Source organism: Arthrobacter sp. NPDC057388 (genome assembly GCF_042668165.1).
Classification (GTDB): domain Bacteria; phylum Actinomycetota; class Actinomycetes; order Actinomycetales; family Micrococcaceae; genus Arthrobacter.
Genome location: NZ_JBHVBL010000025.1, coordinates 54,478 through 66,889 on the forward strand (window position 1 = coordinate 54,478; position 12,412 = coordinate 66,889).

General features: G+C 67.3%; 13 protein-coding genes. 6 read left to right on the forward strand and 7 right to left on the reverse strand.

What is annotated here, in order from left to right:
* Positions 1–47 precede the first annotated feature (47 nt).
* From ACFUTU_RS13325 to ACFUTU_RS13335, 3 genes are read left to right on the forward strand one after another with little or no spacing between them, the layout of a single operon-like run.
* On the forward strand, positions 48–626 hold the full coding sequence (locus ACFUTU_RS13325; RefSeq protein ID WP_377964975.1) for a sugar O-acetyltransferase: 579 nt from the start codon (positions 48–50) through the stop codon (positions 624–626).
* Positions 623–1,168, forward strand: a complete 546-nt coding sequence (locus ACFUTU_RS13330) for a TetR/AcrR family transcriptional regulator (protein ID WP_377964977.1) — start codon at positions 623–625, stop codon at positions 1,166–1,168. Before ACFUTU_RS13325 ends, ACFUTU_RS13330 begins: the two co-directional genes overlap by 4 nt.
* Positions 1,165–2,409, forward strand: coding sequence for an MFS transporter (locus tag ACFUTU_RS13335; protein ID WP_377964979.1), 1,245 nt, complete (start codon positions 1,165–1,167; stop codon positions 2,407–2,409). The genes ACFUTU_RS13330 and ACFUTU_RS13335 overlap by 4 nt, the downstream gene beginning before the upstream one ends.
* Here the strand turns inward: ACFUTU_RS13335 and ACFUTU_RS13340 are convergent.
* The 4 genes from ACFUTU_RS13340 to ACFUTU_RS13355 are packed head-to-tail and all read right to left on the reverse strand — an operon-like array spanning position 2,397 to position 5,509.
* Positions 2,397–3,446, reverse strand: coding sequence for a sulfate/molybdate ABC transporter ATP-binding protein (locus ACFUTU_RS13340; protein WP_377964981.1), 1,050 nt, complete (start codon positions 3,444–3,446; stop codon positions 2,397–2,399). The two genes, ACFUTU_RS13335 and ACFUTU_RS13340, sit on opposite strands and share 13 nt — an antisense overlap.
* Positions 3,443–4,306, reverse strand: a complete 864-nt coding sequence (locus tag ACFUTU_RS13345) for an ABC transporter permease (protein ID WP_377964997.1) — start codon at positions 4,304–4,306, stop codon at positions 3,443–3,445. The genes ACFUTU_RS13340 and ACFUTU_RS13345 overlap by 4 nt, the downstream gene beginning before the upstream one ends.
* On the reverse strand, positions 4,284–5,102 hold the full coding sequence (gene modA, locus ACFUTU_RS13350) for a molybdate ABC transporter substrate-binding protein (protein WP_377964983.1): 819 nt from the start codon (positions 5,100–5,102) through the stop codon (positions 4,284–4,286). The genes ACFUTU_RS13345 and modA overlap by 23 nt, the downstream gene beginning before the upstream one ends.
* Positions 5,099–5,509, reverse strand: a complete 411-nt coding sequence (locus ACFUTU_RS13355) for a molybdopterin-binding protein (RefSeq protein ID WP_377964985.1) — start codon at positions 5,507–5,509, stop codon at positions 5,099–5,101. The genes modA and ACFUTU_RS13355 overlap by 4 nt, the downstream gene beginning before the upstream one ends.
* A 238-nt stretch (positions 5,510–5,747) precedes the next feature.
* Between ACFUTU_RS13355 and ACFUTU_RS13360 the strand changes: the two genes are divergently transcribed.
* A complete protein-coding gene (locus ACFUTU_RS13360) occupies positions 5,748–6,263 on the forward strand; it encodes a flavin reductase family protein (RefSeq protein ID WP_377964987.1) in 516 nt (171 codons plus the stop codon).
* Between the two features lie 28 nt (positions 6,264–6,291).
* Here ACFUTU_RS13360 and ACFUTU_RS13365 read toward each other — a convergent pair whose 3' ends face one another.
* Positions 6,292–8,469, reverse strand: a complete 2,178-nt coding sequence (locus ACFUTU_RS13365; RefSeq protein WP_377964989.1) for a glycogen debranching N-terminal domain-containing protein — start codon at positions 8,467–8,469, stop codon at positions 6,292–6,294.
* Between the two features lie 112 nt (positions 8,470–8,581).
* On the reverse strand, positions 8,582–9,100 hold the full coding sequence (locus ACFUTU_RS13370) for a hypothetical protein (RefSeq protein WP_377964999.1): 519 nt from the start codon (positions 9,098–9,100) through the stop codon (positions 8,582–8,584).
* Between the two features lie 278 nt (positions 9,101–9,378).
* Between ACFUTU_RS13370 and ACFUTU_RS13375 the strand changes: the two genes are divergently transcribed.
* Together ACFUTU_RS13375 and ACFUTU_RS13380 are read left to right on the forward strand one after the other, a co-directional pair.
* Positions 9,379–10,587, forward strand: coding sequence for an aspartate transaminase (locus tag ACFUTU_RS13375; RefSeq protein ID WP_377964991.1), 1,209 nt, complete (start codon positions 9,379–9,381; stop codon positions 10,585–10,587).
* A 24-nt stretch (positions 10,588–10,611) separates the two neighbouring features.
* Positions 10,612–11,289 (forward strand): 4-carboxy-4-hydroxy-2-oxoadipate aldolase/oxaloacetate decarboxylase, encoded by a 678-nt coding sequence (locus tag ACFUTU_RS13380; RefSeq protein ID WP_377964993.1) that lies wholly within the window; start codon positions 10,612–10,614, stop codon positions 11,287–11,289.
* Between the two features lie 178 nt (positions 11,290–11,467).
* Here ACFUTU_RS13380 and ACFUTU_RS13385 read toward each other — a convergent pair.
* Positions 11,468–12,412, reverse strand: a 945-nt coding sequence (locus tag ACFUTU_RS13385) for an HNH endonuclease (protein ID WP_377964995.1), incomplete at its 5' end; no start/stop codon positions are given.

Consider the following 12,412-nt stretch of genomic DNA (forward strand, 5'->3'; position numbering starts at 1 on the left):
CAAGTTGTGTACGCTTGTACATAACGCCTTTCTGGAAGGAACCATCTTTGGAGCAGTACTTTGCCGGCGACACCAGGACCATGCAGGAGCGGATGCTTGCCGGGGACCTGTACATTGCCGACGATCCCAACCTCGCCGCCGACAACATCCGCGGCATGGAACTCGCCGACCGCTACGGCAGGACATGGCTTGCGGGCCGCGGGGAGGCGAAGCAGATCCTCGCCGACCTCCTCGGGTCGATCGGCGAGGACACCGAGATCCGGCCGCCGCTATACGTGGACTACGGCAAATACATCCGGATCGGCGCCCGGACCTTCATCAACTTCAACTTCACCGCACTGGACGTCGCCGCCATCACCATAGGCGACGACGTCCAGATCGGCCCCAACGTCCAGTTGCTGACCCCCACCCACCCAGTGGAGCCCGGGCCGCGCCGGGACAAGCTCGAGGCAGCGCAGCCCATCACCATCGGCGACAACGTCTGGATCGGCGGCGGTGCGATGATCCTGCCCGGCGTGAGCGTGGGCGAGAACTCCGTGATCGGCGCCGGGTCAGTGGTGACCAGGAACGTGCCGGCGAACGTCGTCGCCGTCGGGAATCCCGCCCGCGTCATCCGCAGCCTATGAGCGTGCGGCGCCACGACCCCAACCGCCGCCAGCGAATCATCGAGGTTGCCCTCGACGTCATCGCCGAGCACGGCGTAGCGGCCACCACCCACCGGAAAGTAGCCCAGGCAGCGGATGTGCCCCTCGGGTCGCTGACCTACCACTTCACCGGCCTGGACGACCTGCTCGCTGCCGCCTTCACCAAGCTCGCCGACGACACCGCGGACGGGTTCGAGGCAGCCTTGGCCGGTGCCGGGAACGCGGATGCCGCGCGGGAAGCGGTGGTGGGGCTCATCACAGGGGGAATGCTCGGGGAGCGCCGGAACATCCTGCTGACCTACGAGCTGTACGCCCTGGCCGCACGCAGTCCGGACCTGCGCCGGGTGACCGACACCTGGATGGCCAGGAGCCGCGCCGCCCTGGCGCGGCACTTCGATGCAGAAACAACCATCATGCTCGACGCCCTGATCGAGGGCCTTTCAATCCACCGGGCACTCGCCCTGAACCCCATGTCCGCCGATACCGTCCGCGACGCCGTGAACAGGATAGTGACCGCACAGTGAACAGCCCCTCTACAACGGCCGCCACCCCCGTCGCTTCGGCGGCCAGCCCCGGCAAGGCGCGCGCCGCCGTCGCACTTCTCTTCCTCACCAACGGTGCGCTGTTCGCCAACCTGCTGCCCCGGTATCCGGCCATCATGGAGGACCTGCGCCTGAGCAATGCGGCGTTCGGCCTTGCCGTGGCGGCGTTCCCGCTGGGTGCACTGATCGCCGGCCTCGCCTCGGGTGCCCTGATCCGCCGTTTCCGGTCCTCGCGGGTTGCCGTGGCTGGCACCGTCCTGACCAGCCTGGGCATCCTCGGTGCGGGCATGGCGTCGTCATGGGCAGTGCTCGCGGCGGCACTCTTCTTCGCCGGAGCCATGGATGCGGTCACCGACGTGGCACAGAACGCCCACGGGCTGCGCGTCCAGAGGCTTTACCAGCGCTCCATCATCAACTCCCTGCATGCGGTGTGGAGCATCGGCGCCGTGCTGGGCGGCCTGATGGGAGCCGCGGCCGCCGGCCTGGAACTTGCGCCCGGGATCCACCTCAGCATCTCCGCCGCGCTTTTCGCGGCCCTGACGCTGTGCTGTTACCGCTTCCTCCTCCCGGGCCCTGAAACGGACGACGGCGGTGCTGCCGCCACCGGGGCGGCCGGGGCACCGGCCCCGGATAACCGTAGAGCCGCCGGCGGAACAGCCGCCAAATACGGCATCCTGGCCGCGCTGGTGCTCACTGCCACGGCGGGCGCCCTGGTGGAGGACGCGGGAAGTTCGTGGTCCGCCGTCTACCTCAGCGGCAGCCTGGGTGCGGCCACCACCGTCGCCGGCTTGGGGTTCGTGGCGCTGACCGGTGCGCAGTTCATCGGCCGCCTGCTGGGCGACCGGCTCGTGGACCGCTTTGGCCAGCGAACGGTGGCGCGCGCCGGCGGGGTGATCGCCGCCGTCGGAATGGGCACGGCGCTGGCCCTGCCCAGTATTCCCGGGACCATCCTCGGCTTCGCGGCAGCAGGACTCGGCGTGGCAACACTCGTTCCCGCCGCCATGCACGCAGCCGATGAACTCCCCGGGCTGCGGCCCGGAACGGGACTCACCATGGTCAGCTGGCTGATGCGCGTGGGTTTCCTGGTGTCGCCGCCGGTCGTGGGTGCCATCGCGGATGCCGCCAGCCTGCGGGCCGGCCTTTTCGTGGTGCCGCTGGCGGGTCTCCTGGTCCTGGGGCTGTCACCGGTGCTGGCCAGGCGGGCGGCGAGCTACGCCGGATAAACGGCGATCGCGGTTGCCTTGACGACGAAGTAGACGGTCATCCCGGGGGTGAGTCCGAGGTCGGCCGAGGCTGCCGGGGTGATGTCCGCGGACAGGTCCCCGGCGTGGACCCGGATCTGGTCGCCGTGCGGTTCCAGATCCGTGATGGTGACCGCGAACGAGTTCCGCGGGCTGCCGTGCTCGTCATTCGGAAAGACCGAGACCGCCGTCGGCGAAAAGACGGCAACACCGGCCTGGCCGGGAACGGCACCGTCCTCGGGATGGGCAGTAATGTCCAGCCCGCCGTCGGATGTCAGCCCGCGGTCCGTGATGGTGCCGGTGAGGAGGTTCATGCCGGCCAGGCCGGCGGCGAACTTACTGCGGGGTTTTTCCAGGACCTCGCGGGTGGGCCCTTCCTCGGTGATCCGTCCGTCCTCGATGACGATGGCACGGTCGGCCAGCATGAGGGCATCCAGGACGTCGTGCGTGATGATGATGGCACGGCGGTCGGCGAGGACGCGCTTGAGGAGCCGGCGCAGCATGGGGGCGGCGTGGATGTCGAGGGCTGCCATGGGTTCGTCGAGGAGCAGCAGCTCAGGGTCCGTGGCCAGGGCGCGGGCGATGGCGACGCGCTGCGCCTGCCCGCCCGAGAGCTGGCCGGGCCGCCGGTCCGCGAATTCCGCGGCATCCACTTCGGCCAGCCAGTGCCGCGCCGTCTGCAATGCGCTGGCCCGGCTGGCGCCTGCCGCCCGTGGCCCGAACGCGACGTTCTCCAGCACGCTCATGTGCGGAAACAGCAGCGGCTCCTGGGCGAGCAGGGCGGTTCCCCGGGCGTGCGGCCGCAGGAAGTGGCTGTTGCCGCCGTCGAGGTTGAAGAGCGTTTTCTGTCCGAGGACGGCTTGTCCGCTGTCCGGGCGGAGCAGCCCTGCGGTGATTCCCAGCAGGGTCGACTTGCCGGCGCCGTTGGGCCCCAGCACCGCGACGGTTTCCGCGGATCCGAGCGCGAGGGAGACGTCGAAGTTCCTGGCATGCAGGGCGGCCGTGAGTGTGAACGTCATTCCGTACCTGCCTCTGCGGCCAGCGCCCGGGGGCGCCGGAAGGAAAGTCCGACGACGGCGACCGCCACCGCGACCAGCACCAGGGAAAGCGCGACGGCGGCATCGGCGTCGGTTTCCCGCTGCAGGTAGATCTCCAGCGGCAGGGTGCGGGTGACCCCCTGCAGGCTGCCGGCGAACGTCAGGGTGGCGCCGAACTCGCCGAGGCAACGGGCGAAGGACAGCACGGCGCCGGAGGCAAGCCCGGGCAGGACCAGCGGGATACTGACCCGGCGCAGCACTGTGGTGGGGCGGGCGCCAAGGGTTGCGGCCACCGCCTCGTACCTGGTCCCCGCTGTCCTGAGCGCGCCCTCGAGGCTGACCACCAGGAACGGCAGCGCCACGAATGTCTGGGCAAGGACTACGGCGGTGGTGGAGAAGGCGACCTGGATCCCTGCCAGCTCCAGGCTCCGGCCGAGCAGGCCTTGCCGGCCGAACGTGTACAGCAGGGCAATGCCGCCGACGACGGGCGGCAGCACCAAAGGGAGCAGCACGAAGGCCCGCAGCAGGCGCTGGCCGGGGAAGCTGGCGCGGGCCAGGACGAGGGCCAGCGGCACGCCGAGAACGATGCAGAGCACCGTGCTCGCGGCCGACGTCCGCAGGCTCAGGCCCAGTGCGGTGAGGGAGGACTCTGACGTGACAAGCGGGATGAACTGCCCCCAGTTGACCCTGGCCACCATTGCGGCCAGCGGCAGCAGGACGAACAGTCCGCCCGCTGCTGCGAGGACAAACACCCACGGCGGGACGCCGGTGTAGCCGGTGTCCCGGCGGCTTGTTGCCCTGCTGCGGGCGGTCTTCGTGTTACGGGGCGCCGAAACCGGCATCACTGAGGACCTTCCTGCCTTCGCTGCCGGTGACCATGGCGATGAAAGCCTTGGCCAGTTCCTTGTTCCTGCTGCTGCCCACAGTGGCGATCGGGTAGGTGTTCACGGCCTGGTCCGCCTCGCTGAACGGGATCCCCCTGACCTTGCCGCCTGCGGTCTTGACGTCGGTGACGTACACCAGGCCGGCGTCGGCTTCGCCGGACGTGACCTTGCCGAGGACGTCCATGACGGAGGATTCCTCGCTGACTGGATTCAGGGTGGTCCCGGTGGCCTCTTCCACCTTTTCCGTCGCGGAGCCGCACGGCACCTGCGGTGCGCAGACAGCCACCTTGATGCCCGGCTTGGCAAAGTCGGCGAAAGAACTGACCGACGCCGGGTTGGCCGGCGGGACAGCGATCTCCAGGACGTTCGTGGCAAAGTTGCTTGCCGTTCCGTCGATGAGTTTCGCGTCGGACAGCTTGGCCATGTTCCTGGTGTCCGCGGAGGCGAACACGTCGGCGGGGGCGCCCTGGCTGATCTGGGTGGCCAGGTCCGAGGACCCGGCGAAGTTCAGCGTGACCCTGGTGCCCGGGTTTGCGGCCTCGAACTCCGAGGCGATCTTTGTGAATGTGGCCTTCAGGGAGGCTGCGGCGAATACGGTCAGGGTGCCGGAGTGACCGGCCGAACTGCCGGCCGCCGTCGAGCTTTCGTTTTGGGCAGTGCCGGACGCGGTAGTGGAACCGGCGCAGCCGCCGAGCCCGAATGCCAGGACGCCGGCGGTCAATAGCGCGCTGAGGCGTGAACGGGCGGTGCTCATATGATGCTCTTCCCTTGGGGTGTTTCGATGATGACCGTGGTGGCCTTGACCACGGCGGTGGCCACGGACCCGAGTTCCAGGCCGAGGTCCCTGACGGCTTCGCTGCTCATGAGGGAGACGACGCGGAAGGGGCCGCACTGCAGCTCCACCTGGGCCATGACCTTGTCGGCACTGATTCCGGTGACCAGCCCCACGAACCGGTTGCGCGCCGAGCTGCCAATGCGCGTGGGGTCGTCGGGCAGCTGCGCCTGGTCCCGGGCCAGCTGTGCGAGTGCCAGTCCGTCCACGGCCAGCCTTCCGGCGGCGTCCTTGACGGGCGTGAGCGTCCCGTTCTCGGTCCAGCGGCGGACGGTATCGTCGCTGACGCCCAGAAAGCGCGCGGCTTCGGAGATGCGGATAGTAGGCATGACACCATGATGGCGTATTTGCGGATGCAGTGGCACTTTTCTTCCGCAAATTCGGAGTATGACCGAATGGTTCCTTGGATGTAATGGCGGGATTCGAACGGTGGGGCATGCTTGTTTTGTTACGCCCCGCTTCGGGCGGTGAAGCTGCGTTTCGGTGCGCGTCCATAGGTTGCGGCCGGGGTTGGGAACTGCCCAGCCAGGTGCTTGATTAGGTCTACACGCATCGAAAGGACTCGCCATGACGGAACTCTCAGACCTCAGCCCGCGCCGGATCCGCAACGTGCTGGGCCACTTCGCAACCGGCCTGACCGTGATCACCGCGGCGACGGAGAACGGCCCTGCCGGGTTCACCTGCCAGTCCTTCGCCTCTCTTTCACTGGAACCGGCACTGGTGACGTTCAGCCCGGCACGGACCTCCAGCACCTGGCCGCTGCTGCGTGCCGCGGGCCGCTTTACGGTAAACATCCTTACCGCCGGGCACCAGCACCTGGCGGCGCAGTTCGCGCGGTCCGGGGCCAACAAGTTCGCCGGCGTCGGCCACTCACCGTCCCCGCTCGGCAACCCGGTCCTTGACGGTGCCCTGGCCTGGGTGGACTGCGAGCTCCACCAGGAGTACGACGGCGGCGACCACACGATTGTGGTGGCCGCAGTCCGCGCCCTCAGCGCCCGTTCCGACGCCGATCCCCTCCTCTTCTTCAAGGGGGACTACGTCTCCCTGCAGGAAAATGCCAAGATCCTGGAGGGCGTGGCATGACACCGGGCGGTGCCTAAACCTGTGCCGGCTACCGGCCCCAGCTGCCCTTGGCTTCCGTACGGCGGTGACTGGCCAGCTGAACGAGTTCGATCATCCACGGCCGGTGCCCCTGGTGGAACGTCATGCCGTCGGGGAGTCCCTGGACGGACGGGACGGAACCGGCAATATCGATGGTGACGCGGCCGCCGCCCAAGGGGGCGTTGGTGATGTGCAGGTCCCCAAAAGCCGCGGGAAGAACGGGATCCATCCAGACGCCGCCTGCGGACACCACGGGGTCGTACCGCATCAGGCTGGTCACCAGCTGGATCGGCGCGGTCGCTGCCCAGGCCTGCGGCGAGCACGCCGTCGGATAGGGGACCGGCGCGGCCAGTTGCTCCCGGCTGAAGCCGCAGAACAGCTCCGGGAGGCGGCCGTCGGAGAACTCTGCCGCGTCCATCATGCCGGTGGCGATCCGCTGCGCCTCTTCCACGAAGCCGTAGCGGAGGAGCCCGGCTGCGACGATGGCGTTGTCGTGCGGCCAGACCGATCCGTTGTGGTAGCTGGCGGGGTTGTAGGCGCCCATGTCGCTGGCCAGGGTGCGCACGCCCCAGCCGCTGAACATTTCCGGCGACATCAGGTGTTCGGCCACCATCGGGGCCTTGTCCTGGTCGATGAGTCCCTGCAGCAGGCAGTGCCCCATGTTGGACGCGCACGCGTCCACCTGCCTTTTCTTGCCGTCGAGGGCAATGGCGTAGTACCCGCGCTCAGGGATCCAGAATTGCTCGTTGAACTGTTTCTTCAGCCGGGCGGCACGGTCGGTGAGTTCATTTCCCAGAGCCGTGTCACCGGCGTCGTACGCCAGCCACGCGCGCGAAAGGTAAGCGACATAAACATAGGCCTGGACCTCACACAGCGCTATCGGCGGCTCGGCCAGCCTGCCGTTGGCGAAGTTGATCCCGTCCCAGGAATCCTTCCAGCCCTGGTTGATCAGCCCCTGGTCGTTGAGGCGCTCGTACTCGACGAAGCCGTCGCCGTCCCTGTCCCCGTACTTCATGATCCACTCCAGCGCCCGGTCCGCGTGGGGCAGCAGGGCGGCGATGGTGTCCGCGGCGAAGCCCCAGCGGCTGACCGCGCCGAGCACCATCAGGAACAGGGGCGTGGCGTCGACGCTGCCGTAGTAGTTGGACTTGCCGCCAAGCGACAGCCCGCTGGAAACGTCGAGCCGGACCTCGTGAAGGATCTTGCCCGGCTCCTCCTCGGTCATGGGATCCACCACCTTGCCCTGCCGGTCGGCCAGCGTTTGCAGCGTGCCCAGCGCCAGCGACGGGTCCACCGGCATCGCCATCACGGAAGCCCACAGCGAGTCCCTGCCGAACAGCGTCATGAACCACGGCGCCCCGGCGGCCACCACGACGCGTTCCGGATGCTCGGGATCCTCGATCCGGAGGGCGCCGAGGTCGTCGTAACTGCGGCGCAGGGTCCGTTCAACCGACCGGTTTCCCATCTGCAGGACCGGAATCTTCGCCACCCACTCGCGCCGGCGGACGTCCCGGGGCGACAAACCGTCCCCCTCATCGTGGACGAAGGCCATTGCGGACGTGGCGCCGTCAATGCTGGGCAGCACCGTCAGGACGGTGCTCCAGTGTCCGTGCGCCGGAACCGAGGCCCGGTACGTCACTGCGTCCGCCGACACCTCCGCGCCCGGGGCCTGCACAACAACACCTTTCCGGACGTCCTGCCAGGCCGCGCGGATGGTGAGCGCACCGCCGTCGGGCTGCCGTGTTTCGTCCCAGCGCCGCAGGATCCGTGCTTCCTTCACTTCGAAGAGGTCCGCGAAGTCCGCCCCGATCGTCAGTGTGATGACGCAGTCGACCGGTTCGAGGGAGAAGTTCCGCACGGTGACCTGCTCGTGGATGCCGGCCCCCACTTCCCGGAGCCGCTCCACGATCAGCGGACTGTCGGCGTAGCCGTCCGAGCGGGGGACCCGTCCGACGAACAGTGCCCGGTACGGTTCCTTGGTCTCTGCCGCCAGCGGCTCCAGCGCCTGGCCGTCGACGGTCAGGTTCCAGCCCGAGAGGATGCGGGCGTCCTGCACGAAGAGGCCATGCGGATGATCGGCACTGATGTCCCCGTTTGGCAGGGAAATGCAGAAGGATGACCCCTCCACCAGGGTGACCGTCCCGGCCCCCAAAGGGCCCGCCGCCGTATCGGCATTCCACCCGGCCATCGCGCCCACCTCCGAGCAACTTGGAACAGCGTGCAGTTCGACGGTACGCTTGCCCGCCCGGCCTAGCTAGGCCTTGCTTTTTAGGTGTTGGATAACGACGGCGGGCGCAGGCTCACGCTGGAATCGCGCCGGCTTCGGGCTGGATGCCCCAGGTCATCTTCTTTATCGTTTCGCGCTGCAGCCCGCTGAGCGCGGCGAGCTCATAATCGTCCAGAACCCCCCGCCGTCGTGCTGCTGCGAGAAGGTTGAGGCGGCGGTCTTCCAGCGCGGCCCTGGACTCTTCCAGCTCATTTAGCTCTGCCTTGAGCCGGTGGATCGCGGCAAGATGTTCTTCGGCCGGCACTCCCGACGGGACCAGGTCATCGGCCGAGAGGCCCACAGTGCGCACGGCCCAGCGGGAGAGCTCCGCGGCCGCTGCGAGGCGGGTGACCTTCATGCCATCACACAGCGCTTGCCCGATCTGCTGGTTCAGGCGGACGGACAGCGCGCGGATGCTGGTGGCATTGAAGGAGATGCGCTGCCTGTTGTCCCTGAGCAGCTTCCGTGTTTTTTCCGCCTGGACGGCTGTCTTGTCCGGTGCCGGGGTTCCCCGGTAGCGGTAGTAGCCCTCGCGGCGGTCGTCGCCGTGCACAACAGCCAAGAGCACTCCTCGGTTTGGATTCACATGGGACGGCCAGCCGGACCTGACTTACCTAGAAGGCTAGGCGCGTCCCATGGATGGGTGGAAATACCTATAGTGCGTGGAGCCATAACGGAAAGGTTTGGGTCGGGTGCTTTCGCCGGAGGCCGACGGCGGTCCATAAGAGACGCTTATCCGTCCACGCAGATTAGGTCTTATCCATACCGGCCGGGATTCCCTAGTGTCGAAGGAACGAGTATCGCTCCGTCCTGACTCCCTAGGAAGAGACCATGTCTGAATTTGAACCTGCATCTCGAGTGTCCCGCATCAAGCAATCCGCCAGCGTGGCCGCAGCAGCCCGCGTGCGTGAGCTGAAGGCGGAAGGGCGCCGGATCCTGGACCTGACGGTCGGCGAGCCGGACTTCGATACCCCTGAGCACATCAAGGCCGCAGCGGTTGACGCCATCAGCAAGGGTGAGACGAAGTACACCTCCGTGACCGGAACGCCCGCGCTGCAGCAGGCCATCCTCCAGACCATCGAGCTGCGCACGGGCATCCGCTACACCCCGGCCGAAATCACCATCGGCGGAGGCGCGAAGCAGGTCATCTTCACCGCATTCATGGCTTCCCTGGACGCAGGCGACGAGGTCGTGGTGCCCGCACCGTACTGGGTCTCCTACCCGGACATGGTCCTCGCCAACGAGGGCACGCCGGTGGTTGTCACCTGCGGCGAGGAGTCGGGCTTCAAGCTCACCCCCGAGGCTCTTGCCGGGGCGCTGAACGAGCGGACCAAGTGGGTCATCCTCAATACGCCGTCCAACCCGACCGGTGCCGTGTACTCCCGCTCCGAGCTCCGGGCCCTGGCGGATGTCCTCGCCAACTTCCCGCAGGTGTACGTCCTGACGGATGAGATCTATGACCAGATCTACTTCGGTTCGGGCAAGATCTCGAGCCTGGTCGAGGTTGCGCCGGAACTGAAGGACCGGATCCTGGCGGTCAACGGCGTTTCGAAGGCCTATGCCATGACCGGCTGGCGGCTGGGCTACGCCGCCGGACCCGCCCCGTTGATCGGGGCGATCAACAAGCTCCAGTCGCAGATCTCCTCCTGCCCCTCCTCCGTGAGCCAGGCCGCCAGCGTCGCCGCGCTCACCGGCGATCAGACCTTCGTGCGGGAAAGCGTGGAGGTCTACCGCAGCCGGCGCGATGCCGCAGTAACCGCACTGAACGCCGTCGACGGCCTTTCATGCGAGACGCCGGAGGGCGCCTTCTACGCCTACGTCAACTGCGGCGGTGCCATCGGCAAGACCACCCCGGAGGGGAAGGTCATCGCCAATGACGAGGACTTCACGCTGTATCTTCTCGAGGCAGCCTCGGTGGCTGTCATCCAGGGATCGGCCTACGGACTTGGCCCGTACTTCCGCATCTCCTACGCCACCAGCCTCGACGTCATCGAGGAGTCCATCGCAGCCATCGACAAGGCCGTCCGGGCCCTCAGCTAACCCCATCCAATCGAAGGAAAATCCGTGATCCACGTAAAGACCAACATCGAACGCCCCGACGCCGACGCCGTCCGCCGACTGGCCCAGTTCTCCTCGGCCACGATCCACGAGGCCCAGGGCCGCAAGGGAGCGCTCAGCTCCAAGATCAAGCCGATTGACCGGAGCATGTCCTTCTGCGGCCCCGCCACCACCGTCCGCTGCGCCCCGCGGGACAACCTCATGCTGCAGGTGGCCATCCACTACGCCGAGGCCGGCGACGTGGTCCTGGTTTCCGCAGGGGAGTACGAGGAGGCCGGCACTTTCGGCGACGTCCTCGGCAACGCCATGAAGGCCAAGGGCCTCGCGGGCATGGTGACCGACTCCGGCGTCCGCGACACCCAGGACCTCATCGAACTGGGACTGCCCGTGTTCTCCGGCAGCGTCTCCATCAAGGGCACGGTTAAGGAAACGATTGGCCCGATCAACCACCCTGTCGTTTTCGGGGACGAGATCATCTACCCCGGCGACGTCCTGCGCGGCGACGCCGACGGCGTGGTTGTTGTGCGGAAGGACGAGATCGAGGAAGTCATCCGCCTGTCCCAGGAACGTGACGACGCCGAGCGCAACCTCATCGAACTCTACAAGGCCGGCGGAACCACCATCGAGCTGTGCAACCTCACCGAGGTTCTGAAGGCCAAGGGTCTGCTTGTCGAGCACGCTTAGTCACTGACTTAGTCGCCTATCTTTTTGGCGACGGCGGCCGTCACCTTGCGATGGCGGGTCATCTCAGGCGGGGCAGTAATACTGTCCCGCCTGAGGCGTACTCAGGCTCCACCGGTGCTGTGCGTCGGACGCTTATTATTGGCTGGCCGTATTCCAGGAGACCACTGTTTCCCGGGAGCTAAATGGCGCCGACTCCGGGCGGACCGGTTTCACCCAGCCCAGCTCCACTTAGCCCACTTCCGGGCAGTCTGGATCTGGCCAGGCTGGTCCCCGGTAGCGGGGGTGCGGTGGATTGGTAGGTGTGGCCGGTGGGGGTGGTGATTTCGATGGTGTGTCTTGGTCCTGGTCTGGGTTGGGACTGCCAGCCGGGGAGTTCTTTGGTGTGGTTGCAGGCTTCGCAGAGGCCGGCGCCGTTTTCGAGGGATGTCGGACCGTGGTCGTGCCACGGAACGATGTGGTCGTGGTGGCGGATGGGTGCGTCGCAGTAGGGGGTGCGGCAGGTGTCGTCGCGGACTTGGATAAAGCGGCGCAGCGGTGGCGGGAAGAGCCTTCGTTTGGAGTCCATCGCAACGAGGTCGCCGGTGTTGGGGGCGGTGTAGAGGCGGCGGAGCCAGACCTTCAGTTCGGCAGGTGCGTCTGTCTGGCCGGTGCTTGGTTCCGGTGAGTTTGTCCCGGACGTGCCCGAGCGCTGAGCGCTGTCGGTGCCTGGCCCGCCGGCGGTGATTTGGCGGGGACCCTGCTGACCTGAGTCCTCCGGGCGGCCCTGCCCCCGTGCACGTCCTCGTCCTCGTTGTTCCTGTGAGCGTTTCGGGTGGAGGAGTTTGCGGGCCCATGCTGCGGGGACGGTGCCGTAGCCGGTGAGGCGGGCTGGTTCGGAGTCGGCTTGGAGGAGGGTGCGGTCGGTCATGACGAGGTTGATGTTGATGCCGCTGATCCCGCCGGGGGTGCCGGTGATGGATTCGACGAGCGTGTCGGCCATGGCCTGGTTTTTGGAGCGCGGGTCTCCGGCGGAGCGGAGGGTGTCGGCTTGCCGGGTGAGGGCTGTGTAGGCGGCGACGCCTTCGTGGGCGGGCAGCAGCGCGGTGAGGTAGGTCATGCAGTCCGGGGCCGGGCGCAGGCTCAC

What these genes read in the sequence shown, in the direction of transcription:
- ACFUTU_RS13330 (WP_377964977.1), top strand. Translation starts at nt 623, where the DNA reads ATGAGCGTGCGGCGCCACGACCCCAACCGCCGCCAGCGAATCATCGAG.
- ACFUTU_RS13340 (WP_377964981.1), bottom strand. Translation starts at nt 3,446, where the DNA reads ATGACGTTCACACTCACGGCCGCCCTGCATGCCAGGAACTTCGACGTC.
- ACFUTU_RS13345 (WP_377964997.1), bottom strand. Translation starts at nt 4,306, where the DNA reads ATGCCGGTTTCGGCGCCCCGTAACACGAAGACCGCCCGCAGCAGGGCA.
- modA (WP_377964983.1), bottom strand. Translation starts at nt 5,102, where the DNA reads ATGAGCACCGCCCGTTCACGCCTCAGCGCGCTATTGACCGCCGGCGTC.
- ACFUTU_RS13355 (WP_377964985.1), bottom strand. Translation starts at nt 5,509, where the DNA reads ATGCCTACTATCCGCATCTCCGAAGCCGCGCGCTTTCTGGGCGTCAGC.
- ACFUTU_RS13360 (WP_377964987.1), top strand. Translation starts at nt 5,748, where the DNA reads ATGACGGAACTCTCAGACCTCAGCCCGCGCCGGATCCGCAACGTGCTG.
- ACFUTU_RS13365 (WP_377964989.1), bottom strand. Translation starts at nt 8,469, where the DNA reads ATGGCCGGGTGGAATGCCGATACGGCGGCGGGCCCTTTGGGGGCCGGG.
- ACFUTU_RS13375 (WP_377964991.1), top strand. Translation starts at nt 9,379, where the DNA reads ATGTCTGAATTTGAACCTGCATCTCGAGTGTCCCGCATCAAGCAATCC.